The organism is Sediminihabitans luteus, from assembly GCF_002797595.1.
GTDB lineage: Bacteria > Actinomycetota > Actinomycetes > Actinomycetales > Cellulomonadaceae > Paraoerskovia > Paraoerskovia lutea.
Genome location: NZ_PGFE01000007.1, coordinates 33,468 through 56,101, shown reverse-complemented (window position 1 = coordinate 56,101; position 22,634 = coordinate 33,468). Strand labels below are relative to the sequence as shown.

Below are 22,634 nucleotides of genomic sequence, written 5' to 3'. Positions count from 1 at the left end.
CGGCCCGCCGCGCGTCGTCAGCCGTCGAGCGAGCGCCGTGCGCGCTCGACGTACGGCTTGGCGCGCTCGACCTGCTGCTCGAGCTGGCCGATGGTGACCGCCATGGTGTCGGTCGCCTGGGCCTTGAACGAGTCGATCGCGTCCATGGTCGCGAACACGTTCTCGAACGCGGCCTGGAGCTTCTCGACCTCGATCGTGCTCGTCGCGGCCTGCTGCTGGATCTCGGCGCCCTGCTGGCGCAGCTGCTGCGAGGTCGACTCGATGAGGCTCGACGTGGTCGAGTTGAGCGCGTTGATCTGGTCGAGCACGAGCTTCTGCTGGCCCAGCGCCTGCGACACGATCACGGCCGTGCGCAGCGCCGCGACGGTCGTGGTCTGCGCGCGGTCGACGCCGCGGATCAGCTCGATGTTGTTCTTGCGGATCAGGTCCATCGCGAGGTAGCCCTGCACCGAGACCGCCATCTGCGTCATGAGGTCCTGGTGGCGCTGGCGCACCGCGAACAGCACGTCGGACTTCATGGCCTCGGCCTTCTCGAGGTCGCCCGTCGCCTCGAGGTACGCGATCTTCTCGGAGACCGCGGCGTCGAGCGCCTCGAGCTCGATCTTGAGGTCGCCGAGCCGGTTCATGGTCTCCCACATCCGGTTGCGCTCGATCTCGATCGCCGCGTTGTCCTTGCGCAGCTCGTCCTGGCCCGAGGCGAGCGAGCGGATGATCGCGTCGAGGTGCGACTGCGCCGACTGGTACTTGGCGAAGTAGCGGTCGATCTTGTTGCCGCCCGGGAGCCACTTGAGCACCTTCTTGATGCCCGTGAGGTCGGCGCGGTTCGGGTCGAGCTCGGTGACCGTCATGCGCAGGTCGACGAGCGTCGCCCCGACCTTGCTCTGCGGGCTACCCGACGACGACTGCATCGCGGGGCGCTCGAGCATGCGGTTCGAGACCTGCGCCGACGCGCGGACCTCCTTGTCGCCGAGCGCGCCGATCCCGTCGACCTTGCGCGAGAACTGCGGCGACTTGGCGTCGATCGCGGTGAGCTCCTCGACGAACGCCGCGGCCTTGCGCTCGGCCTCCGTCTGCGCGGCTGCGGCCGTGCCCTGGTTCTGGGCCGCGATCGTGGCGGCGGCCTGCTCGGGCGAGACCGCGGGAGGCGCGGCAGGCGCGTCGAGGACGAGGGGGGCGGCAGCGCCGGCAGGCATGGACATCAGGAGATCGACCTCTTCATCGCAGGGTGCGGGACCACGGGCAAATCTAACAGTGTCGGTTGCGTCGAGACAGGGTCAAGAACTCCTGTTCTCCCGCAGCACAACGCCCCGGTCAGGTGGCCGTCACTCGCACCCGACGCCGTCGCCGTCCCGGTCAAGCTTGGTCGAGTAGCCGGGGTCGCCCACCCGGATCGGGTCGGCGCCCGCCGCGCGCACGGCCGTGCAGTTCTCGTAGTAGACGTCCGCGGGCTCGGGTTCGGGCTTCGGTGCGGGCTTCGTCGTCGGCTTCGGCGCAGGCTTCGGCGTCGTCGCGGGCTTCGTGCCGGACGACGCGTCGTCCCCACCCCCGGACGACGAGCTCTCGCCCGACGACCCTCCGGACGACGCGCCCGCGACCACGACCGGCGTCGTCGCGGCCTCCTCGTCGGGCAGCGGCTCGCCAGGACACGTCGCCAGGACGTCCGCGATCGCGTCGTGCTCGGCCTGCGTGACCCACAACCCGTAGGCGTGCTTGACCGCGACCTGGCGTGCGACGTAGTCGCAGCGGAACGCCTTGTTCGGCGGGAGCCACGTCGCCGCGTCCCCGTCGCCCTTGCTCATGTTGAGCGGGCCGTCCGACGCGAGCAGGTTGAGCGGGTCGTTCGCGAACTCCTTGCGCGTCGCCGCGTCCCACCGCTGCGCGCCCTTCTGCCACGAGTCCGAGAGCGCCACGACGTGGTCGATCTGCACCGCGGTGGACGTGTCCTGCCCGCGCTGGAAGTGGATCGTCTCCCCGCCGTACGGGTCCACGAGCGTGCCCGTGAGCACCACGCAGTCGTGCGTCCCGGACTTGAAGGTCTCGTCGGTCAGGTCGCGCGCGAGGATGTCGTTGCGCGTGTCGCAGCCGTTGTGGTCCGTGTCGGCCCACGCGGGACCGTACGCGTCGCGGTCGTAGCCGGTCTTCGGGGCCCGGCCCTTGACGTCCAGCTCGGCGAGCGCGGCAGCCGCCGTGCCGGTCGCGGACCCACCCGTCGCGCCGCTGCTCGCGGTGGCCTCGGCCGACGGAGTCGGGGCGGCGCTCGGGGAGGCCGTGCCGGTGGCCGTCGGCCGTGCGGTGCCCGCCGACGACGCGGCCGGGGTCGACGACGCGGCCGCGGGGACGTCGTCGGTCACGCCGGCCCCCAGGGAACCGCCGACGACGAGCGCGACGAGCGCGAGCCCGCCCACGACCGTCGCGCCGCGGCGCGACGTGCGACCCCACCAGGGGCGCGTCGTGAGGATGCCCCACAGCGCGCACACCGCGACGAACAGGCCGCCGAACGCGAGCGCGCCGGCCGCCCCGTCCGCGCCGAGCCCGGCGATCACGAAGAGCACGAGGCCGCCGAGGCCGAGCCAGAAGGTCACGCGGCGGGTCAGGGGCTTGCTGGGGAGGGGCACCGAAGGATCATGACAGCGCGCGCTGACGGTCCAGCGCTGCGCCCAGCCAGCGAGACCCGGGCACCCCCAGGGCGGACGCCGCGGGCGACCTCGCCCGCGCGGTATACCTCACGTATACTCGGGCGGGTGACCGCGACGACCATCAAGATCGACAGCGCGCTGCGCGACCACCTCAACGCGGCGGCCCGCGAGCGCGGCGTGCCGGTCGGGTCGTTCGTCGAGGAGCTCTTCGAGGCATGGCTCCGCGAGCAGCGCTTCGCCCGCCTGCGCGACGAGATGGCCCGCACCCCGGACGCCGCGAGCGATCCCGAGAGCCGCGCGTGGGAGGCCGTCGCGGGCGACGGGCTGGACGACGCCGGGCTGGACGACGCCGGACTGGACCACGCCGGACTGGACACCGCCCGGTTGAACCCTGCCCCGTCGCCCCGCACGCGCTGACGGACGGCCCCGTGAGCGCTCACCCTGCGACACCGGACCCCGTGACACCGGACCCCGCGACAACGAACACTGCGACACCGAACCCTGTACCGACTCCCCCGCTGCACCGCGGGTCCGTCGTCTGGGTCGACCTCGACCCGACGGTCGGGCGCGAGCAGTCCGGCCGGCGGCCCGCCCTGGTCGTCGCGAGCGAGGAGTACCTGCGCACGGTCACGACGCTCGTGGTCGTGGTTCCCGTGACGGGCGTCGACCGCGGCTGGTCCAACCACGTCCCCCTGCGCGGACGCCACGGGCTCGCCCGCCCGAGCTGGGCGATGACCGAGCAGCCCCGCACCGTGTCCCGCACCCGCGTGCACGACGTCGCCGGGCTGGTCGACGCCCGCACGCTCACGGAGGTCGACGGCTGGCTCCGCGACATGCTCGGACTCTGACGCGCGGCGCCCGCGTTCGGCAACGACCCGTCGGGCGCACTACCGTGGACGCCGGGCCACCCGGCCCCGGAACAGCGTCGTCCCGCACACGTCGAGGGAAGGGGCCGTCGTGGGCTCGAACGTAGGTGGCTCGCAGGTGACGAGTGCAGCAGGTCCCGTCGCGGACGAGACGCTGCCGCACGTCGTCGTCGTCGGCGGGGGGTTCGGCGGGCTCGCGTGCGTCAAGGCGCTCGCCAAGGCGCCCGTGCGGATCACGCTGATCGACCGCCGCGTGTACAACACGTTCAACCCGCTGCTCTACCAGGTCGCGACGGGCGGCCTCAACGCCGGCAACGTCACGTACTTCCTGCGGAGCCTGCGCCAGCAGCAGCCCAACGTGCGCGTGCTGCACGAGCACCTCGTGGGCGTCGACACCGCGGCGCGCACCATCACGCTCCTCAACGACGAGCAGATCTCGTACGACCACCTCGTGCTCGCGAACGGCGTGACCACGAGCTGGTTCGGCACGCCGGGCGCCAAGGAGAACGCGTTCGCGATGTACTCGCGCTCGCAGGCGCTCAAGATCCGCGACACGTTGTTCGTCCGGCTCGAGAAGTCGGCGTCGACGCCGGGCACGGACGACGGGCTGCGTGTCGTCGTCGTGGGCGGCGGCTCGACCGGGGTCGAGGTCGCGGGCGCGCTCGCCGAGCTGCGCGACGCGGGCCTGCGCCCCGCGTACCCCGAGATCGACGGCGACGCGTTCTCCGTGACGATCGTGCAGCGCGGCACCGAGCTGCTCAAGAACTTCCGGCCCAAGCTCCGCACGTACGCGGCCGAGCAGCTCGCGCGCCGCGGCGTCGACCTGCACCTGGGCACGGGCGTCGCGGAGGTGCTGCCCGACGCGGTCGTGCTGACCGACGGCACCGTGATCCCGTCCGACCTGACCGTGTGGGCCACGGGCGTGCACCCGCACGAGGAGGTCGACGCGTGGGGCCTGCCCCGCGGGCCGGGCGGGCGCATCCAGGTCGACGCCGAGAACCGGGTCCTCGGGCACCCCGACGTGTTCGCGGTCGGGGACGTCGCGATCGGCCCCGACGAGCTGCCGCAGCTCGCGCAGCCCGCGATCCAGGGCGGCAAGCACGTGGGCGAGAACATCGCGGCAGCGCTCGCCGGGCTCCCGACGACGCCCCTGAAGTACTTCGACAAGGGCACCATGGCCGTGATCGGGCGCCGCGCGGCCGTCGCGCAGCTCTTCGACAAGGTGCAGGTCACGCGGGGGCTCGCGTGGCTCATGTGGCTGTTCGTGCACGTCATGAGCCTCATCGGGCCCCGCAACCGGCTCACGACCCTCGCGGGCCTCGTCTCGCGCTACGGCTTCCCGTTCCACCGCAACCCGGTCCCGATCGTCGGCGACGTGCCGACCGTGCGGCCGCCCAAGGGTCAGCGGCCCGGGACCCCGGCCGAGGCGTTCCCGACGAGCGACTGACGGGACGCGCACCGCGACCCTGTGGACCGAGCGAAAGACAGCCGGGAAAGTCCGCTATGTTGCCTGCGGCAGCCACGGGGGCTGCCGCAGCAAGGGAGCCGCCGATGTCGTCCAGCCGCCAGCCCACACCGTCCTGGAGGACGCTTCTCCCGCTCGGGAGACGAGGGACCGCGGCCGTCGCCGCAGTCGCCCTCGGCCTGGGCATCACGCTCACCGGGACCACGGCAGCGACCGCCGACCCGGCCGCCCGTGCGTCGGCCAGCACCGACGCCGGAGCTCTCCCCGCCGAGACGCCCGTGCTGCCGGGCGCGCTCGTCGGAGCACCCGAGGGCGCGACGCTCACCGGGACCATCGGCGTCACGGACACCTCGCTCGTCGCCGAGGCAGAGTTCGCGGACGGCGTCCGGCTCGTCTCGTACGACCGCACGAACCCGGCCGCCGGCTGGGTCCTCGGATGGGGCGACGTCCCCGCGACGCTGCCGGAGGGTGACCGGGTCGTCGCCGCCGAGGGGGAGGTGCTCGTCACGAGCACGTCCACGGGCGACGTCCGCGTCACCTGGGGCGGGGACGGGGCGACGCGAATGCTGCCGCCGCGCTCGCGCGTGAGCCAGGACGGGCTCGAAGCTCTCGTCCCCGGCGAGAGCGCGCGCGAGTGGGTCAAGCAGACCACCACCACGGGGGCGGTGCTGGGCAAGATCCCGGTGAGCGGCGACCTTGTCACCGACCTCGACGGCGGACTGCTGTGGACGACGATCTTCGGCAGCCTCGTCGCGTCCGACGGCACGACGAGGACCACGAGGCGAATGTGCACGTCCACACAGCTGGACGTGTTCGGTCGTTGGGCGGTCGGACGGTGCGCAGCGGGCTGGACGGTCGTGGATACGTCAGCGGTCTACGCCACCCAGTCCGCGATCCCCGAGCTCTCAGAGCTCGACGACGTGAGGGCTGGGGCCGGATTCGTGGCCGGGCTCCGCGATGCCGGAGGCTCCGGGGGCGTCGCCGTCGTCCGCGACTCGACCGGGTCGCACCCCACGACGACCTACGGTCCTGTCGGGGCCGCGCCAGCCCTTGACCTCGACGAGAGCGGGGCGAGCTTCGCCTTCGCCGGCCCCGACGGCGTCGCGCACCTGGTGGTCCACACCCCGCAGAGCGCCCCGGCCGCAGAGGTCGAGGACCACGTCGCACCGAGTGCCCCGACCGTCAATGGCGGGGGAGAAATTTCGTACACGAACGACATCACCTTCTACGGCTACTCGACCGACACTGCCGATCCTGGTTTCGTCCCGAGCACCGACCTCACCTACGAGGTGTTGGTGCGGGAGAGATCGTCCGGAGCCGCAAGCTTCGGCGACTGGCGGACCGTGCCCGCCGTCTCCACGAGGTCCTGGACGACGACAGCTCCCGCTGGTTCCACCACGTGCGTCAAGATGAGGGCGGACGACGGACGCGGGAACGTCGGCGGGTGGGGCGCAGAGCACTGCATCACCATCGACGCGACCGTTCCCACCTTCACCAGCATCAGGACCCACCCCGTCGTCAAGGGCGCTGCCGGTTCGACCAAGGTGTGGGTGTCCTGGGAGTCGATCGACGCCGGGGGCACGAGCGACGAGGTCTACGACGTCGCCTATCGCAAGGGCCGTACGGGCAAGGGCTACGGCGACTGGGTGCACCCCAGCGCGTGGGAAGGGATCAGCAAGAGCGGCGTGTACGTGTCCGCGCAGGACGGTGACCACATCTGCTTCGCCGTGCACGTGCGCGACCGCGTCGGCAACTCGGGCGCATGGAAGAAGCCCGCCTGCAGCTACGTCGACGGCACCGTGCCGAAGATGACGTCCGTGACCGTGGCCCAGCCGTTCCTGCCCGCGGGGACCTACGGGGCGACCCGGGTCCGCTTCACGGCCAGGGACGACACGCCCGTGACGTACGAGGTCTGGCACCGCGCCTACAGCCCTCACCGGTCGACCGACGACATGGGGAAGCCGATCCACGGGTGGGGCACGGCGTGGATCGAGACCGTCGGCACGTCCACCAGCACCCACGCGCAGCCCATGGGCGGCCAGACCGAGTGCGTTCGCGTCCGCGCGCGGGACGCCGTCGGGCATGTGAGCCCGTGGTCGTTGTCGCACTGCGCCTCGACCCCGAAGGTCGGCGCCGACTTCAACCGCGCAGGGCTCTCGCGCACCGCGAAGTGGCGCCCCGTGGCTCCGGGCACGAGCGTGCGGTCCACGGCCTCCCTGACCGGGCGCACCATCCGGTTCACCCTCAACGGGGGTACCCAGCAGGGTGGCTTCGACGTCTACGCCGGCTCGCGGAAGATCGGTCACGTCAGCGCCTATGCGTCGCGGTCGGGGTCGAAGGTCGTCACGCTCAAGGCCTCGAAGGATTTCAGCGGTCAGCTGACGCTCAAGCAGACCTCGAAGTACACGACCGAGATCAAGAACTGGGTCGTCCTGCCGTAGATCCGACCCACCGCACGTCCTGAGCAGGACGACGAACGCCGGGCCACCCTGTCGAGGGTGGCCCGGCGTTCGTTCGCCCGGTCGGACGGCGCGTGGTCACCACGCGCCGTCCGCCGCGGGTCACTCGCGGCGCAGACGCACCGCGCTCGTCGACGCCTCGACGGTGGCCCGGACTACGGCATCACAGCCCAGGAGCGGATCTCGACCGTCCCGCGCGACGACGTGGAGCGCAGCGTCAGATATCCGCGGAACGGCGCCGACGCCCGGACCGTCACGGTCTTGGTCCCCGCGGCGGACGAGTACGCGTTCACATGGCCGATCTTCGTCGACCCGCTGTAGACGTCGAACGACCCCGCGCTCGGGCCTGACGAGACGCGGAACCGCACCGAACGTCCCATGGCGCCGTGCGTCGAGCGCAGGCTCGTGCCGGGTGCGACCTCGGCCCAGTTGTTCTGCAGCGTGCGCAAGCTGAACCAGGCCGGGGCGTAGTACGCGAACCACTGCCCGTCCATGACGGTACTCGTGCAGTGCTGACCCGACCACGGGCCGACGTTGCCCGCCGCGTCCCGGGCGCGCACCTTGATGCACCCGGTCTGCCCCATGAGCTGCTCGACGCTCGTCCGCGCGCTCCTCACGGTGGTCACGATGGGGTCGTCCCACCCGAGCGCATACCTCGTCGGCGTCGCCCCGTACTGCGGAACGGCGGCGTACGTCCGCCGCCACACGTCGTAGGAGGTCACGGACCGGTCATCGCGCACGGTCCACGAGGCGGTCGTCGTCCCGATCGAGAATCCGTCGGGGGCGACCGCGTCGGGAAGGCTCAGCGAGGTGAGCACGGGCGCTGTGCCGTCGACGTAGGTGCACCGCGGTTTGACCCAGGCGCTGCGGTTCCCTGACGCGTCACGTGCACTGAGCGCGAAGCACACGTGGTCGCCCGTCCTCGCTGCGAGGTACTGCCCCTGCCCGCTCAGCCCCTTCCAGGCGTCGGGATGGACCCATTCCCCGAAGCCCTGGCCGGTGCGGCCCGTGCGGTAGGCGACGTCGACGACGACGTTCTCCGCTCCTGCGACCTCCCACGAGACCCAGACCTTGGTCGTCGCGCCCGAGGCCCGCACGTCCGAGTGCGTGGTGACGCGCGTCAGGACCGGAGCGGACGTGTCCGCAGCAGCCGCAGGGCCGAGCCCGGCGCCAAGAAGACCAAGGACGAGCGCGAGTGACGCGAGTGCACGCGCCCCGACAGTGCGATGTGCCAGCACGTGAAGCCTTTCGCCGAGGGCCGCTCCCCGGCCACCGCGGGAGAACATACCGCGTGCGCAGGCAAGCGGACCATGACGGCCCGACCTTCGAGCGGGGGCGGTACGGTCCCGGACCACGCCCCCCGGTCGGACGGCGCGTGGTCACCACGCGCCGTCCGCCGCGGATCACTCGCGGCGCAGACGCACCGAGACCATCGCCATGACGCCGGCCGCGACGATCAGCATCGCCGAGAGGGCGAGGAGCATCGCGTTCGAGCCGGTCGCGGCGAGCCCGTCGCCCGAGGCCTGCGCGGTCGTGGGCTCCTGCGGGACGCTCGTGCCGAGCACCTCGCGGGGCGCGTCGGTCGCGACCTGCGTGGGTGCGTCGGTCGTGCCGGCGTCGGTCGGCAGCTCGGGCGTCGGGGACGGCTCGGTCCCCGGCTCGGGCTCCGGCGCCGGGGCGAGGGCGCACTCGGGCGTCGCCTCGGGGTACTGCAGCGCGACCTCGAGGCTCGGGTTGACCTCGATCGTCGCGGTCACGTCGCCGCGCGTCCAGGCGTAGTTGCCGTCGGTCTCGGACCACGAGCCGTCCTCGGCCTGCTCCCACCCGGGCCAGCCGGTCGGCGTCACGCCGTCGTCGCCGACCGACGCGCCGGGCCACAGCGCGCGACCCGAGAGCGACCCGTCGACGAGGTCCCCGAGCACGACCGTCTCGGTGTGCGTGCCGTCCGTGATGACGACGGTCGCGGTGCTCCCGGTCGCCTGGTGGTCGGGGTCGGTGAGCGTGACGTCGTACGAGATCCACGGGGCGCCGGCCACGCACTCGCCGACGGCGACCGAGCCCGTGAGGCTCGGTGCCTGGCAGCCGAGGGAGTCGTCCCGCAGGTCGACCGTGAACCACGTGATGCCGGGGTTCTTCGCCGAGCCGTTGCTCAGGACGTAGCCGTCCTGCACGACGGCCTTGACGGTCCAGCGACCGTCGGGCGCGAGGTTCTTGGAGTACTCGACGCCCTCGACCTCGGGGAACGTAATGGTGTCGTCGGGGCCGCACACGTCGTCGACGACGGGCGGGAGCGCGGTGACCTCGACCGGCACCCAGCAGTCCTCGGCCGCGGCGATCGTCACGACCGTCGTGGCCTTGCTGTCCTGCGCGCCGGTGCTCGTGCGCCAGCCCTCGCCGAGCGCGCCCTGGAACGTGTAGCCGCTCGCGGGCGTCGCGATCACGAGGTACTGGCCCGGCGCGAGGTCGTGCAGGTCGGCGGGCTTGCCCTCCGTCACGGTCGCGCCGTTGAACACGTAGACGCTCGCGACGCCGAGCGCGTCGGTCACGTCGATCATGCCGCCCGTGACGGTCTGACCCTTGACGCCCTCGTCGGGCGTGCACTGCTGCTGCGTCACGTCGACCACGGGGGTCGCGGGCAGCGGCTCCCAGCAGTCGTCGACCGCGAGCGTGAACGTGTACGTCGCCTTGCCCGACGGGCTGAGCCGCCAGCCCTCCGCGAGCGCCCCGTCGAACGTGAAGCCGTCCTGCGGGGTCGCGATCACGAGGTAGGTGCCGGGCGCGAGGTCCGTGAGGTCGGCGGGCTTGCCGTGCGTGGTGTCGGTGCCGTTGAAGACGTAGACCGAGCGGACGCCGGGGTTGGTGGGGATGCGGACGGCGCCGCCGGCCACGGTCTGGCCCTTGAGCTCGCCCTCGACGGGCGTGCACACGGGCTGGCTGATCTCGACGGCGGGCGTCGCGGGAGTCGGCGCGGCGGGTGCCGCGGCGAAGGTGTAGGTCTCGCAACCGATCGTGAGGGCCGTGATCACGCCGTCGCCGGACTGGTCGGCGCCGAGCGTGCCGAGCGAGTAGCCGACGTACTGGACCTGGGCGTGCGGGTAGGCCGTGAGCCACTCGTCGAGCGTGCCGGCGGGGTGCCCGAAGATCGAGGTGGCGTGCGGTCCGGCGGTGCCGCGCGTGATCCACCACTCGTCGGCGTGGTCGGGGTAGGCGTGCTGCTCGTTGACGAGCACGCCGTCCCAGGCGCCGTCGGCGTCGAGGTCGACGCCCATCTGCAGGCCGGGGGCGGTGCCGGTGCCGGTCCAGGCGAGCGTCGGGGCGCCCGCGTCGGCGAGGTCGAACGCGTGGCCGTAGTAGGCGGCCGCCTTGCCGCCGCCCGGGGCGCTGACGTGCAGGCCGGTCGCGGTGACCTCGTTGGCGCCACCGCCCTTGGTGTCGGCGGTGCTCCAGGCGCTGAGGTCGGTGAACGCGACCGCCGACGTCTCGGTGCACTGCGGGACGGTCAGCGACGGGGGCGTGCTGGGCTCACCCGTGGGCTCATCCGTGGGCTCGTCGGTCGGCTCGTCCGTCGGCGTGTCGGTCGGCTCGCCGGTGGGCGTCGTGCCGCACTCGAGGCCGTCCTCCCAGTGGTAGTTCGTCCCGTTCACCTGGACCCACTCGACGGTGTAGGACGCGGGCAGCGTGGTCTTGTCGGCGTACCGGAAGTCCTGCGTGCTCCCCGTCGGGGCGCCGGTGTTCGGGTGGTAGTTGAGCGTCTGCGTGCCGTCCGCGGTGCGGATGCGCACGTTCGCGTCGATCGAGTCGATGCCGCTCGGGTAGGTCGCGGTCACCGCGTCGCACGAGACGGTGTACGTCACGTCGGTCGTGGCGCCGGGGATCGCGCAGCCGGCGGCGAGGACCTCGGCGCCCGTCGTCCCGTCGTAGTCCGTGTCGAGGTTCTGGCCGGGGAACCCGCCGAGCGCGGGCAGGATGTCGTCCTCGTGGTCGCCGTGGCCGTTGGGCCCGTCCTCGAACGGGTTGTCGACCGAGTTGAACGAGACCGTGTTCTGGGTGAACGGGTTCTTCGTCGAGCTCGTGGCGTGGCAGATGGTGACCTTGCCGGCGGTGGACGGGCTCGTGGCGGTGGCGTGGGGGTTGCCGCCGGTGCCGTTGCCCGCAAACGCGGGCACGCCCGTCGCCACCCCGGCGACGAGCAGCAGCGCTGCGAGGACGGCCGCCACGGGGGCGGTGAGGGACACGGAACGCATGCTGGGGGGCCTGCTCTCAGCGACGACGACGTCGCGGTGTGCGCCGCAGAGGCGCGGCGTGGTGGACGGACGGGCTGCCACCGAGGCGGCGACGCCTCATGCTAGGCGAACAGTTGAACGTGCAACGGTCACGTTTCGGTCACACGCCGTCGGTGCGAGGCGGGGCTTGCCGCACCCCGGGCGACGATCGGTGCAAACGCTCCCACGCGGCGTCCGACACTCGCCGTGGGCCGCACGAGATTCACCCGCCGCTCGCCCCCGGACCGCGCCCGCGGCCAGGCCGGGTCAGCGCTGCGACGTGCTCGTGACCCAGCCGTCCGTCGTCCGACGCGCGAGGCACGTCCACCGGTCGTCGCCGAGCGGCTCGCTGCCCTCGAACTCGAGCGTGCCGCCGTCGAGCTCGGACACGAAGCTCGTCACGACGGCCTGCGACTCCCCCGCGCTGCGCTGGATGTCCTGCGTGCACGCGACCTGCGCGTCGGCGCGGTCGGCGTCGCGCGTCCGCTCGGTCGACACCGCCCACCAGGCGAGGCCGAGCGCGATCACGACGACGAACGCCGCGTACCAGACGATCTTCGACGACCGGGTCATGCAGGTCATTGAAGCGTGAACCATCGCACCTGGCGCGGCGAGCGCCAGCGGTTGCGACCCGCCCGCGTCGCGCCCACGGTGGAGGACCCCCACGAAAGGCAGGCCCATGAAGATCGCACTCGTCGGAGCCCACGGCAAGGTCGGGCAGATCGCGATCGGTGACCTCACCGCCGCCGGCCACGAGGTCACCGGGATCATCCGCAGCCCCGAGCAGTCCGACCAGATCGCGGGGCTGGGCGCGCAGCCGCTCGTGCTCGACGTGGCCACGGCCTCCGCGGACGACGTCGCAGCTGGCCTTCGCGGCCACGACGCGGTCGTGTGGTCGGCCGGCGCGGGCGGGGGCGGCGACGCCGAGCGGACGTACTCCGTGGACCGCGACGCCGCGATCCGCACCATGGACGCCGCCGCGAGCGAGGGCGTTCGCCGCTACGTCATGGTCTCGTTCATCGGGGCCGTGCACGACCACGGGGTGCCCCGCGACGACCCGTTCTTCGCCTACGCCGACGCGAAGGTCGCCGCCGACGACCACCTGCGCGGCACCGACCTCGACTGGGCGATCCTCGGCCCCGGCACCCTGACCGACGACGCCACGCGCGGCGCGGTGCGCGTGCTCGCCGACGGCGACCCCGTGCCCGAGGACTCCTCGACCGCGCGCGCCACCGTCGCCGCGGTCATCACGGCCGTGCTCGGCAGCGGCACCGTCGCGGGCGTCGACGCGCGCTGCGCGTTCGTGCGGTTCACCGACGGGGACGTGCCGATCGCCTGAGCGCCCGGTACACGGGGCGTCGCGTGCCCCGGGGCGCCGTCACGAGAGCGGGACCGAGGGGACCGGGTCGCCCGTGAGCCCGTCGACGACGGCACGGTCGCCGAGCGGCTCGGCCAGCGGAACGTGCACGAGCAGCTCGTCGTGCATGGGCCGCCACGAGTCGGACTGATCGCACGCGAACGGCTCGCCCGTGACGATGCTGACGGGGTCCTGATCGTCGCCCGGCTCCGTCAGCACCACGAGCCGCACCTCGTCCGCGTCCTCGTCGACCTCGGCCGCGAAGGCCTCGCACATGCCCCGGTCGATCTTGAGCACGAGGTCGCCGTCGTGCGCGGCCGGAACCTCGACCTCGGGTGCGTGCGTCGTCGACCCGACGACCGCGAAACCGAGGATCTCGGCCGTGGCGAGAGGGTCGGACGGCGCCGTCCCCGTCCCCGGGCGGACGGACAGCGTGGGGACGTCGAGGAGCCTGTCGAGCTCCTCCGTGAAGCCGTACGTCAGGCCCCACGTCTCCTTGAGGGCGTCGCCGCGGTCCTTCTGACGGTCCTGGCCCGCCATCGCGAAGCCCACGAACACCCCGAACCCGATGAGGGCGACGCCCAGGGCCCGGACGACGAACGCGTACGCGTCGCTGACCTCGAGGTCGTCGCCGTCCTTCCAGTGCCAACGCTGCCGGCCGAGCGTCCTACGCGGCGCGAGCAGGCTCCACAGCCCGAGCCCCACGATCGCTGCGCCTACGACGAACCCCATGACCACCCACCGTAGCGGCGCGGGACGACTCTGCCTGACGTCGTCCACCGCCGGGGATCGGCGGGCGACGCTCACCAGCCGAGACCCGCCGTCCACCAGAGTGCGACGTCGCTAGGGTCCACGCGAGTGCTGCACGCGATGACAGGGGGCACGGGAATGCCGGACCAGACGGCCGAGCCGACGACGGGCGCGCCGATGACCAACGCGCCCGTGACGAACGCGCCGAAGGCGGTCGCCCCTCCCCTCGCCCCGGAGCGGCAGCGCGCGTTCCGCGCGACCGACGGATCCCACCGAGGACGCCGCGCGCGAGGTCCGCTCATACGGCGCGTGCCAGTGCAGCGGGCCGGAGCTCTTGCCGTCCTGGCCGGTCTGGCTCTCACCGCCTGCGCGACCGATCCTGAGCCCACCGCACCACGCCCCGTCGTGCGGTGTGCGCGTCTTACGACATCAGATGTCACCGGGGGCATCCACGACCGGACCCCCCGGCGCGTGAGTCTCGCTGGCAGTGACGCGGGCAGGGCCGCCGAGTAGCGTCGGCGCCGTGACTACGACGCCGATGCCTGAGCCCAAGCCACTTGCTGGACAAGATGGCGCGACCGTACAGGCGTTCATCGATGCGGTGGAGGACCTGCGGTCGCGGACGCGACTGACGGCTAGCGCCTACGACTGCATCCAAGCCTCCGGCCTCTTACGCCGATTGTTGATAGATGGGAACGCCTTGGGGCCAAGTGCGGCAAAGATACTCGGAGAGGCGCCGACATTCTCGTGGCAGCCGGTGTGGCGCAAGGGGCCAGATTGGTGGGTCCTTGATCCCCTTTTCGACCCCACCCTTACCAATCACATTACCAAGTACGTAAAGGGAATCATGGAGCCTGGAAAGTCTCTGGAGGGCCACCGGGACAAGAGTCACGAGGAACTTCTGGCTACAGATGCTTTCCTGTACGGCCAAGATGAAGCGCAGGAGAGGCGTTCGCTCCGCGAACTGGTAAAGCAGATCGCGGTCGATGAGGGCGGCGTTCACGTCGGGATGTACAGGGATCGTGACGCGAAGATTCAGGCCGCGCTTGGAGAGAATCGACTCCGTGTATTGCGATCCATGATTGGTATTGGCCGTGTCGTTGTACGTGGGTATGAGCCCATGATTCTGATGCATCTAACGACTGGGGAATGGGCACACCGCACGTCGCAAGAGTGACATGTGGCCATCGGTCCGCCCCAGGTCGCCCTTGGCTGGGCTCGGCTCCCATCCTTGAATCTTCGATTACTCGCACAGAGAAAAGGACTGGCACGGGGTCACCCGACCGGCCGCGCTCAAAAAACGTGGGGGCTGCGACGACGGCGGCGCGCGTCGTGACGAATCGCCGGGCTCCAACTCGCATCAGGACGCGCGAGACTTCGCCTTCTCCCGCCGACGCCGCGCCAGCCGCTCGCCCGCGAGCGTGAACGCAAGCCTGACGTAGAGCAGCACGACCCCGCCGAAGAGGACCGTGCCGATCAGCCCGAGGATCACCCGCAGCACGGCCGGGGAGTCGCGCGCGTCGTCCGACCCCGAGCCACCCTGGGCGATCCAGTCGACCATCCCTGTCCAGAGCAGCACGACGCTGCCGACGGCCCAGGAGATGACGATGTACGCCAGGCCGAGCCCCATCAGCACGAGGAACGCCACGCCGAGCCGCCCGAGAGCCTTGCTGTGCCGTTCGATCCACGACGGTCCCCGGGGCGCGCGCACGGTCGGCCGTGAACCGAAACGCTTCACGAACATCTGGCGCAGAGCGACCACCACTGCGGCCGCAACTGCAGCGAGCACCCCGAGGAGGTACAGCGTCTGGCTCCCTGCGGTTCTCGGACCCCGACGCCCATCGCCCGGCATGTCGTACCAGAAGCCGTGCGCCCGCCACGCGGGGATCGAGTCGCGCAGCACCATGACGCAGACGAAGACGAGGAACGCGATGAACCCGCCGACCCCCAGCACCCACAGGACGCCCGAGAGCACCTTCCAGAACGTGGACGGCGGACGCGGGCCACGGGGACGACCCGTCCGTGTGGGCGTCGCGTGGGGCTTGCGCGCGGCAGCCGACACGGAGCTGCGGCGAGGCTTCTTGCGCCGACGGCCGGTCGCGCGGTGGTGGGACACGCCCGCAGTGTGCCAGAGGCGCCGGGTGCGCCGCGGAGGTTCTCGCGGCGACCCGTGCTTTGCAGGGCGTCGGCGGGTGCTCCGGCTGCTCGGGCGTGCATGCACCGAGAGTCACGTTCGGGCCCCCTCCCGCGTATGGGAGGGGGCCCGAACGTGACTCTCGGCCGGGGGCGCGGGTGCGCCGTCCGACGTCCTTACTCAGCCGACCTTCTGGATGTCGGTCAGGCCCGAGAAGGAGACGACCGACCCTTCGGTGTCCTGGACGTCGAAGACGACCTTGCCCTCGTCCCCCGTCGTGATGTCGAGAACGTCGGTGCCGTTCGTCTGCGAGACGCTGCCGAGAACGATCGCCGCGTCCGGGTCGACCGTGCCCTGGTACTTGCCGGGCTCGATCTCGGCGCCGACGAGCCAATCGCCATTCGTGTAGGCGTCGGGCACGGTGCCCGGCTGGTCCGCCGTGGAGACGATGTTGTCGCACCCGTCGAACGACACCGTCGAGCCGTCGACGTCGGCGACGGTGAAGATCACGCTGCCCTCGTTCGCGGTGCGGATGTCGAGCACGTCGTCGCCGTTCTGCTGCGTGACCGAGCAGAGCGAGAAGAGGGATTCCGAGACGTCCGCCCGGTACTGGCCGGGGTCGATGTCGGTACCGACGATGTGGTCGCCGCCCGAGATCGTCGTCGCCTCGTCCGCCGCGTCGTCGGCGGCCGCGTCGTCAGCAGCGTCATCCGCCGAGGTGTCGTCGGCCGCGTCTGCGTCGTCCGTCGTGGCTTCGTCCGCGGTGGTTGCGGCGTCGTCCTGCGAGACGGAGGTTTCCGCAGTCGCGGTGGGCTCGTCGTCGCCGCCGCCCGAGGCGACCGAGATGATCCCGATGAGCACCACGAGCACACCGGCGCCAGTGAGGAACTTGTGCCGCGCGAACCAGTTGCGGTTCGCCTTCGCAACCGCCTTCGCCTCGCGCGCCTGGCGCTTCGCGTCAGCGGGCGAGGTCGGCTGCTGCGGGTCACGAGAGTTTTCGGGCGTGGGTCCAGGGTATTCGGGCGTGGTCATCTCACTGCTCCTCAGGAGGTCCGGCGCGTGCCGGTCGGGGCGGGTGAGTTTCACCCGCGCATCGTCATGAGCTCTCCGCTAGCCCTTGTGCGGGCCCGGCAAAGCGCTCTGCTCCTCAGTCTCTACCTGCGCCGACGACCTTCTGCGGGCGTTTGAGCGGCCTCCACATAGCCTCCCAGTAAATTGCCCCAAGCAATTACTCAGTCCACACTCAGCATGCACCGAGAGAGCACTCAGCCACCGCCGAGGGCAGACGACGGCGGCTCGGTTCACGCGTCGCGGTGGCGCTACCCGGCCGGTGACAGCGGGACGAGCGGCACCGGGTCGCCCGTGACACCGTCGCCGAGCCGCCCGGTCACCGAGCGGCTCGGCGAGCGGGACGTGGACCAGCACGCGCCGTCCGGGGCCGACGTCCGTCCACTCGGACTCCCCGTCACACGTGGCACGGACCTTCAAGCCCATCCACTCGTAGTCGTACTGCTGGCTCGTCCACTCTCGCGTCGCCTCGCCCACGACGGTGACGCGCACGGTCTCCTCGAGCTGCTCGAGCGTTCCCGCGACCGGCGTGCAGCCGTGCACGCGCACCTCGACCACGAGATCGCCGTCCGCGGAGTCCTCGACCTTCGTTTCGGGCCCGTGCTCCTGCGATCCCACGACCGCGTACGCCGCCGCCTCCAGGCGCCCACCCGTGCTGGTCCGCACGACTCCGGCCCCCTCCACGGTCGGGAGGCCGACGACGACCTCCCTGCTGACCCCCGGCCCCTCCGACGGCGACGGCCACCACGCGGCCTCGAACCGCTCGTAGGCATCCTGCTGGGCATTCGCCACGATCACGACCACGATGACGCCCACGAGGATCACGAGGTAGAACAGGCCGAGCCACCACGTCTGCCGGACGTGCGAGTCGCTGACCTCGAGACGATCGCCCCCTTCCACTGCCAGCGCCTCGTCCCGAGCATCTCCCGCGGCGCGAAGAAGCACCACAGAGCAGCGCACACCAGCATCAGGCAGACGTGGAGGACCGCGATCGACGTGCTCGTGCGGCTTGTCCGGCAGGCGGTTCCGGTGAGCGTTCACCCTTGCTTCGGAGCGTCCTACCTGGTGAGCTCTGCCCATGGAATCCGTGGTGGAGGCCGCCCTCCGGCGTCGCATTATCGACTGGGTAGTTGAGCAGGCAGAGAGGAACGGGGGTTACCTCCACCGAGAGGAACTGCTGAACTTCCGTATCGACGGCATGAAGCTTCCGGTCATCGACTTCTCGCGCGGCATCCGCAACCCTGCGACCTTCTCGTCGACGTTGTCGATCACCTCGACCCCACATGGGCCCTACGACGATGCGGAGTCTGAGGACGGCCTCCTGCACTACGCGTACAGGGACGGCGATCCGTGGTCCGGTGACAACCGCAAACTCCGCAACGCCATGTCGACGGGCATGCCGCTCATCTTATTCCGCAAGGAAGTACCCAACATCTACACGCCCGTCGCGCCCGTGTACGTCGTCGATGACTATCCCGAAGAACGCCAATTCCTCGTTGCACTCGACGAGTCCTTCACATTCGTCCCTAAGCCAGGCAAATTGACCGTCCCCCAGAAGGAGTACGCGCTGCGCCTGGCGAAGCAGCGGCTGCATCAGCCTGTCTTTCGAACGCGCGTCCTCTTGGCCTATAACACGCGATGCGCGGTCTGCGATCTCAAGCACGGATCCCTTCTCGACGCCGCGCACATTCTCCCGGACGCTGACGACCGTGGAATCCCAGCCGTGACCAACGGATTGGCACTTTGCAAGATCCACCACGCCGCCTACGACCAGAACATGCTCGGCATCACCCCGGAATACCGCGTCGAGATTTCGCTCAAGCTGCTCGAAGAGATTGACGGGCCGATGCTGAAGTATGGACTTCAAGAAATGCACGGGCGCACGATCAACTTGCCCCGGCAAGCGGCAGAACATCCCGACCGAGACGCTCTGGCAGAGCGTCTGCGTGTTTTCGGCACCCACAACCAACGCCCCCCGCGGACGCCCACCGTCCAGCCCTGACAACGCGCGCGCCTGCTCCGAGGCCGCTCCGGACCGCCCTGTACCGCCCACGCGGCCCTCACGGACCGCTTCCGTTGGCGCCGCTATCGCGCCGCTGTCCCGCCATGCCGTGATTCCCCTCCCCCACCCCGGCCGGTGACCGTCCGTCAGTCGTCGTGGTCGCGGCGCCCCGTCCGGGGCAGCTCGGTCGAGCAGGTCGGGTACAGCCCCGCCGGGCGGTCGGCCGCAGCCGCCGCTCGCGACGTACTGCCCGGGACCGTCTCCTGGTCGTAGTCGCCGCCCTCGCGGTGCACCTTGACGCGACTCGCACCAAAAACGCCGCCGGAGGCCCCGCACACCCATGACGACCTAATGCTTGCTGTATCGCGCCGGCAGCTCGGCGCTGTCGAGCCGCCTCGAAGGCGGCATCCATCGAGGGGTACCTCGATCGCAAGCGACCGGTGATCTCGGCTGTGCACTCCGTAACGGCCCGTATCGACGCGCGCTCGGCGCCGATCGCCTCGACGAGCACAACCTGGGCGAGGAGTGCGGACGACGTGGGACCGCGACCCCGAAGGGCCGCGGTCCCAAGCCGGCTACTTGCCGGACTGCGTGTAGGTCACGGTCGTCGAGATGTCGACTCCCGGGACGCACAGGGCGTAGATGTCGACACTCTCCGGGGACTTGTCCGAGATCGTCCCGGCGTTGCCGCCGAACTGGACGACCCAGCCGTCGAGGCGACCATCCTTGGGGGAGTTGGTGCTCCAGTCCATGCGGCCGGGGAAGGACGACGAGACCGGCGTGTTCAAGCTCGGGTCGACGACCCGCACGCCACCGGACACGGCGACGTCGGTCTCCGCCGAGCAGGCGACCGTGGCGATCGCGCCGGCGTTCGTGTTGCCGAGGTCGTACTTCGCGATCGCGTAATAGGCACCGTCGAAGCCGACACCAGCGGCGCCGGGGAGACCGTCGACACCGTCCTTGCCGTCGACGCCGTCCTTGCCGTCCACACCGTCGACGCCGTCCTTGCCGGCCGCACCCTTGAGCGCGGCGATCGTCGTGGGCGCGAGGTCGGCGGTCGTGAGCGAGCCGTTCTTGACGTCGGCCCCCGTGAGGCTCGAGTTCGCGATGTCGACGCCCGAGACGGACCCGGTCGCGATGTCCCACCCGGTCAGCGAGGAGTTCTTGATGTCGACACCGGTCAGCGAGGAGTTCGCGATGTCTGCACCGGTGAGGGACGAGTTCTTGACGTTCGCGCCGGTGATCGACGACGCGGCGCTCGCGGTCGAGGCGGCCCCGGCCACGACGAGCCCGGCGACGAGGACTGCGGCGGTGGCGCCGGGGAGGATGCGCTTGCTGTTCACGCTGGTGCTCCTTCTGGTGGTTTCGCACGCCGTGTGCGAAACAAATCCGATACGTCGCACAAAGTACCTCAGCGCTCGTGCAGGACATTCCTCTGACCAGGAGTTTCACCCGGTGCCGACGGAGAAGTCGCCGCACCTCGTGTTGACTGGGCCTGTGGACAACCCGACCCCGACCGACGCCCCGGGCCTCGCCCTCGCCGGCACGCTCGCCGCCTGGACTCCCGCCGACACCGGGCAGGCCGCGCTGCGCGACGAGTACGTCGCGTTCGTCGCCGCGCACGGCGAGGACGCCTGGCGCCGCGACGCCGGCCCGGAGCACCTCACGGGCTCGTGCTTCGTGCTCACGCCCGACCTCACCCGCGTGCTGCTGTGCTTCCACCGCAAGGGCCTGTTCTGGGTGCAGCTCGGCGGGCACGTCGAGCCGTCGGACGCGTCGGTCGCCGCGGGTGCGTTCCGTGAGGCGCGCGAGGAGGGCGGCGTCGTGGTCGATCCGTGGTCGTGGACGCCCGCCGACCTCGACCGGCACGCGCTCGCCTCGGCGTTCGGCCGGTGCCGCGTGCACTGGGACGTCGGGTTCGTGGCCTTCGCGGCCGCGGACGCCGTCCCCGTCGTCAGCGACGAGTCCGAGGACGTCGCGTGGTGGCCTGTGGACGACCTGCCGGAGAGCGTCCCGCCGGGCTTCCGCGAGCGCCTGGCCGGGGTGCTGCGCGAGGTGCGCAGCCGTGGCGTGAGCGGGACACCGACGGGCAGCCTGTAACCGGGCAGCCCGTGACGACGCTCAGCGCGTGAGGGCGCTCAGCGCGCGAGCACGATCGCGGCGACGACCGCGATCCCGCTGAGCAGGCCCAGACATCCGGCGACCAGGCCGACGATGCCGAGGGTCAAGGCCATCGACGTCTTCTCCGTCCAGCCGAGCCGCGCGAGCACCTCGCGGATCTGCGCGCGCTCGGTCTCGGAGCTGAACCGCGAGTCGACGATCACGCCCTGCCCCGGGACGGACACGTACGACCGGGAGAACGAGATCTGACGTCCCGAGAAGCTCGCCGCGGACCCTTCGAACGACACCACGGGCACCCACCCGGCCGTCCCGGCGCGCCACTCGATCGTCTGCGCGTGGTCCGTGATCGAGTAGCGCCGCGCGGCCGGGTCGAGCCGGACCTCGTACGCGAACGCCTTCTTCCACCGCTGCTCCGCGAGGTACGTCGTCCAGCGTGCGTCGACGTAGTCGAGGGCGATGTACGCGCCGTCGGGGCGGGCCTCGAGGCTCCAGGGGGTGGGTCCGACCTGCTCCGAGAGCGCGCCGACGGCGGTCGCGACGTCCGGGTGGATGAAGTTCATGCCGGACAGGGTACGGCCGGCGCCGACCTGCCGTGGATGCGTGACCACGCCGTACGCGTGTCCGCGTAGGGGTCTTGCCCACGAGGTCACGCCCGGGGACGCTCGGCCTGCGCCGTCCGGCGCGTCCCTACCCGTTCAGGAGGTCGATGATGCTCTCCCGTCCCACCCGAAGCTCTGCCCCACCGCTCCGCACGGCCGCCGTGGCGGCCGTCGTGTTCACCGCCGCGTCCGTCGTGCTGTGGTCGCAGCCCGCGACCGCGTACACCCCCGACTGCGGGAGCACGTGGAGCCCGACCGTCGCGTACCGGGGCGGTGACGTCGTCACGATCCCGAACACCCGGCTCGCGTGGCGCGCCCGCTCGTGGACCTACGGCGACACGCCCGGCCGCTACGCCGCCGAATGGTACGTCTGGGAGCCGCTCGGCACCTGCGGGCCGCAGTTCCCGCCCGACGGCCCGTCCTGGTACCCGAGCGACCCGGTCTGGTCGCCCCCGGCGACGCCGTCGGCCGCGCTTCCCGGCCACGCGCCGTCCGACAGCCCGATCCCGACGACGACCGGGGCCGACCGGTGACCGCCACGCGCGGGTGGGCGCCGGGGCGTCGGACGACGACGGCGGCCGTGGTCCTCGCGCTCGGCGGGGCGTCGGTGGCGTTGTGGTCGGCGATGCCGCCCGCGCAGGCGCTGAGCGTGCGCATCTGCCCGACGACGTGGGCCGCGGACGTCGCGTACCCGGGCGGGGCGGTCGTCGCGCAGGACCAGCGCGCGTACCGGGCCCGGTGGTGGACGCTCGGGGAGCCGCCCGCGCGGTACGCCGGCACGGGCTGGTCGGTGTGGGTCGACGACGGGCCGTGCTGGGGGCCGTCGGCGACGTCGCCGTGGACGATGCCGCCGGTCCCTGACCCGACGCCGACGCCGACACCCACCGCCATCCCGTAGCACCACGACCACCGCCG

At 71.5% G+C, this 22,634-nt stretch carries 21 protein-coding genes; 10 read left to right on the top strand and 11 right to left on the bottom strand.

Features of this window, described 5'->3' with window-relative positions; translation table 11 throughout:
• Positions 1-17: 17 nt before the first annotated feature.
• Together CLV28_RS14925 and CLV28_RS14920 are read right to left on the bottom strand one after the other, a co-directional pair.
• Positions 18-1,199, bottom strand: a complete 1,182-nt coding sequence (locus CLV28_RS14925) for a toxic anion resistance protein (RefSeq protein WP_100424141.1) — start codon at positions 1,197-1,199, stop codon at positions 18-20.
• A gap of 123 nt (positions 1,200-1,322) precedes the next feature.
• Positions 1,323-2,615 (bottom strand): GmrSD restriction endonuclease domain-containing protein, encoded by a 1,293-nt coding sequence (locus CLV28_RS14920; RefSeq protein WP_239073308.1) that lies wholly within the window; start codon positions 2,613-2,615, stop codon positions 1,323-1,325.
• A gap of 126 nt (positions 2,616-2,741) precedes the next feature.
• On the opposite strand from CLV28_RS14920, the gene CLV28_RS16160 reads away from it, so the two are divergent.
• The 4 genes from CLV28_RS16160 to CLV28_RS14900 all read left to right on the top strand — a co-directional run bounded on the left by CLV28_RS16160 (position 2,742) and on the right by CLV28_RS14900 (position 7,408).
• Positions 2,742-3,053, top strand: coding sequence for a hypothetical protein (locus CLV28_RS16160; RefSeq protein WP_100424140.1), 312 nt, complete (start codon positions 2,742-2,744; stop codon positions 3,051-3,053).
• A gap of 41 nt (positions 3,054-3,094) precedes the next feature.
• Positions 3,095-3,484: a type II toxin-antitoxin system PemK/MazF family toxin gene (locus CLV28_RS16155; RefSeq protein ID WP_239073307.1), complete on the top strand. Its 390-nt coding sequence runs from the start codon at positions 3,095-3,097 to the stop codon at positions 3,482-3,484.
• A gap of 136 nt (positions 3,485-3,620) precedes the next feature.
• Positions 3,621-4,949, top strand: coding sequence for an NAD(P)/FAD-dependent oxidoreductase (locus CLV28_RS14905; RefSeq protein ID WP_203968227.1), 1,329 nt, complete (start codon positions 3,621-3,623; stop codon positions 4,947-4,949).
• A 104-nt stretch (positions 4,950-5,053) separates the two neighbouring features.
• Positions 5,054-7,408, top strand: a complete 2,355-nt coding sequence (locus CLV28_RS14900) for an RHS repeat domain-containing protein (protein ID WP_100424139.1) — start codon at positions 5,054-5,056, stop codon at positions 7,406-7,408.
• Between the two features lie 173 nt (positions 7,409-7,581).
• On the opposite strand, the gene CLV28_RS14895 is transcribed toward CLV28_RS14900, so the two are convergent.
• The 3 genes from CLV28_RS14895 to CLV28_RS14885 all read right to left on the bottom strand — a co-directional run bounded on the left by CLV28_RS14895 (position 7,582) and on the right by CLV28_RS14885 (position 12,261).
• Positions 7,582-8,523, bottom strand: a complete 942-nt coding sequence (locus CLV28_RS14895; RefSeq protein WP_100424138.1) for a hypothetical protein — start codon at positions 8,521-8,523, stop codon at positions 7,582-7,584.
• Between the two features lie 306 nt (positions 8,524-8,829).
• Positions 8,830-11,661 carry a PT domain-containing protein gene (locus CLV28_RS14890; protein ID WP_157802674.1) on the bottom strand — a complete coding sequence of 944 codons (2,832 nt, stop codon included), beginning with the start codon at positions 11,659-11,661 and terminating at the stop codon, positions 8,830-8,832.
• Between the two features lie 294 nt (positions 11,662-11,955).
• The gene (locus CLV28_RS14885) at positions 11,956-12,261 is read right to left on the bottom strand and encodes a hypothetical protein (protein WP_100424136.1); all 306 of its coding nucleotides are present in this window, start codon (positions 12,259-12,261) and stop codon (positions 11,956-11,958) included.
• Positions 12,262-12,367: 106 nt separating this feature from the next.
• On the opposite strand from CLV28_RS14885, the gene CLV28_RS14880 reads away from it, so the two are divergent.
• A complete protein-coding gene (locus CLV28_RS14880; protein WP_100424135.1) occupies positions 12,368-13,027 on the top strand; it encodes an SDR family oxidoreductase in 660 nt (219 codons plus the stop codon).
• Positions 13,028-13,066: 39 nt separating this feature from the next.
• On the opposite strand, the gene CLV28_RS14875 is transcribed toward CLV28_RS14880, so the two are convergent.
• A complete protein-coding gene (locus CLV28_RS14875) occupies positions 13,067-13,777 on the bottom strand; it encodes a DUF6199 family natural product biosynthesis protein (protein WP_157802673.1) in 711 nt (236 codons plus the stop codon).
• Positions 13,778-14,318: 541 nt separating this feature from the next.
• Here CLV28_RS14875 and CLV28_RS15625 point away from each other — a divergent pair.
• Positions 14,319-14,972, top strand: a complete 654-nt coding sequence (locus CLV28_RS15625; protein ID WP_157802672.1) for a hypothetical protein — start codon at positions 14,319-14,321, stop codon at positions 14,970-14,972.
• Positions 14,973-15,155: 183 nt separating this feature from the next.
• On the opposite strand, the gene CLV28_RS14870 is transcribed toward CLV28_RS15625, so the two are convergent.
• The 3 genes from CLV28_RS14870 to CLV28_RS14860 form a co-directional block, all read right to left on the bottom strand.
• Positions 15,156-15,911: a 6TM ABC transporter family protein gene (locus CLV28_RS14870; RefSeq protein ID WP_157802671.1), complete on the bottom strand. Its 756-nt coding sequence runs from the start codon at positions 15,909-15,911 to the stop codon at positions 15,156-15,158.
• A gap of 198 nt (positions 15,912-16,109) precedes the next feature.
• A complete protein-coding gene (locus CLV28_RS14865; RefSeq protein ID WP_100424132.1) occupies positions 16,110-16,961 on the bottom strand; it encodes a hypothetical protein in 852 nt (283 codons plus the stop codon).
• 78 nt (positions 16,962-17,039) lie between these two features.
• Complete coding sequence (locus tag CLV28_RS14860) at positions 17,040-17,945, bottom strand: hypothetical protein (protein ID WP_157802670.1); 906 nt, start codon at positions 17,943-17,945, stop codon at positions 17,040-17,042.
• A gap of 130 nt (positions 17,946-18,075) precedes the next feature.
• On the opposite strand from CLV28_RS14860, the gene CLV28_RS14855 reads away from it, so the two are divergent.
• Entirely contained in the window at positions 18,076-18,999 is a 924-nt protein-coding gene (locus tag CLV28_RS14855; RefSeq protein WP_100424130.1) for an HNH endonuclease, read from the top strand.
• A 575-nt stretch (positions 19,000-19,574) separates the two neighbouring features.
• On the opposite strand, the gene CLV28_RS15715 is transcribed toward CLV28_RS14855, so the two are convergent.
• Positions 19,575-20,342: a pentapeptide repeat-containing protein gene (locus CLV28_RS15715; RefSeq protein WP_170062689.1), complete on the bottom strand. Its 768-nt coding sequence runs from the start codon at positions 20,340-20,342 to the stop codon at positions 19,575-19,577.
• Positions 20,343-20,496: 154 nt separating this feature from the next.
• Between CLV28_RS15715 and CLV28_RS14845 the strand changes: the two genes are divergently transcribed.
• Positions 20,497-21,099 (top strand): NUDIX hydrolase, encoded by a 603-nt coding sequence (locus tag CLV28_RS14845; RefSeq protein ID WP_239073306.1) that lies wholly within the window; start codon positions 20,497-20,499, stop codon positions 21,097-21,099.
• Positions 21,100-21,137: 38 nt separating this feature from the next.
• Here the strand turns inward: CLV28_RS14845 and CLV28_RS14840 are convergent, their stop codons facing one another.
• Positions 21,138-21,680 (bottom strand): hypothetical protein, encoded by a 543-nt coding sequence (locus tag CLV28_RS14840; RefSeq protein WP_100424127.1) that lies wholly within the window; start codon positions 21,678-21,680, stop codon positions 21,138-21,140.
• 212 nt (positions 21,681-21,892) lie between these two features.
• Between CLV28_RS14840 and CLV28_RS14835 the strand changes: the two genes are divergently transcribed.
• Entirely contained in the window at positions 21,893-22,252 is a 360-nt protein-coding gene (locus tag CLV28_RS14835; RefSeq protein ID WP_157802669.1) for a hypothetical protein, read from the top strand.
• Positions 22,249-22,617: a hypothetical protein gene (locus CLV28_RS14830; protein WP_100424125.1), complete on the top strand. Its 369-nt coding sequence runs from the start codon at positions 22,249-22,251 to the stop codon at positions 22,615-22,617. The genes CLV28_RS14835 and CLV28_RS14830 overlap by 4 nt, the downstream gene beginning before the upstream one ends.
• The last annotated feature ends 17 nt before the right edge of the window (positions 22,618-22,634 follow it).

Coding starts and splice junctions, on each gene's coding strand:
- CLV28_RS14865 (WP_100424132.1), bottom strand. CDS start 16,961: ATGACCACGCCCGAATACCCTGGACCCACGCCCGAAAACTCTCGTGAC.
- CLV28_RS14885 (WP_100424136.1), bottom strand. CDS start 12,261: ATGACCCGGTCGTCGAAGATCGTCTGGTACGCGGCGTTCGTCGTCGTG.
- CLV28_RS14875 (WP_157802673.1), bottom strand. CDS start 13,777: ATGGGGTTCGTCGTAGGCGCAGCGATCGTGGGGCTCGGGCTGTGGAGC.
- CLV28_RS14900 (WP_100424139.1), top strand. CDS start 5,054: ATGTCGTCCAGCCGCCAGCCCACACCGTCCTGGAGGACGCTTCTCCCG.
- CLV28_RS14855 (WP_100424130.1), top strand. CDS start 18,076: ATGGAATCCGTGGTGGAGGCCGCCCTCCGGCGTCGCATTATCGACTGG.
- CLV28_RS14880 (WP_100424135.1), top strand. CDS start 12,368: ATGAAGATCGCACTCGTCGGAGCCCACGGCAAGGTCGGGCAGATCGCG.
- CLV28_RS14925 (WP_100424141.1), bottom strand. CDS start 1,199: ATGTCCATGCCTGCCGGCGCTGCCGCCCCCCTCGTCCTCGACGCGCCT.
- CLV28_RS14840 (WP_100424127.1), bottom strand. CDS start 21,680: ATGAACTTCATCCACCCGGACGTCGCGACCGCCGTCGGCGCGCTCTCG.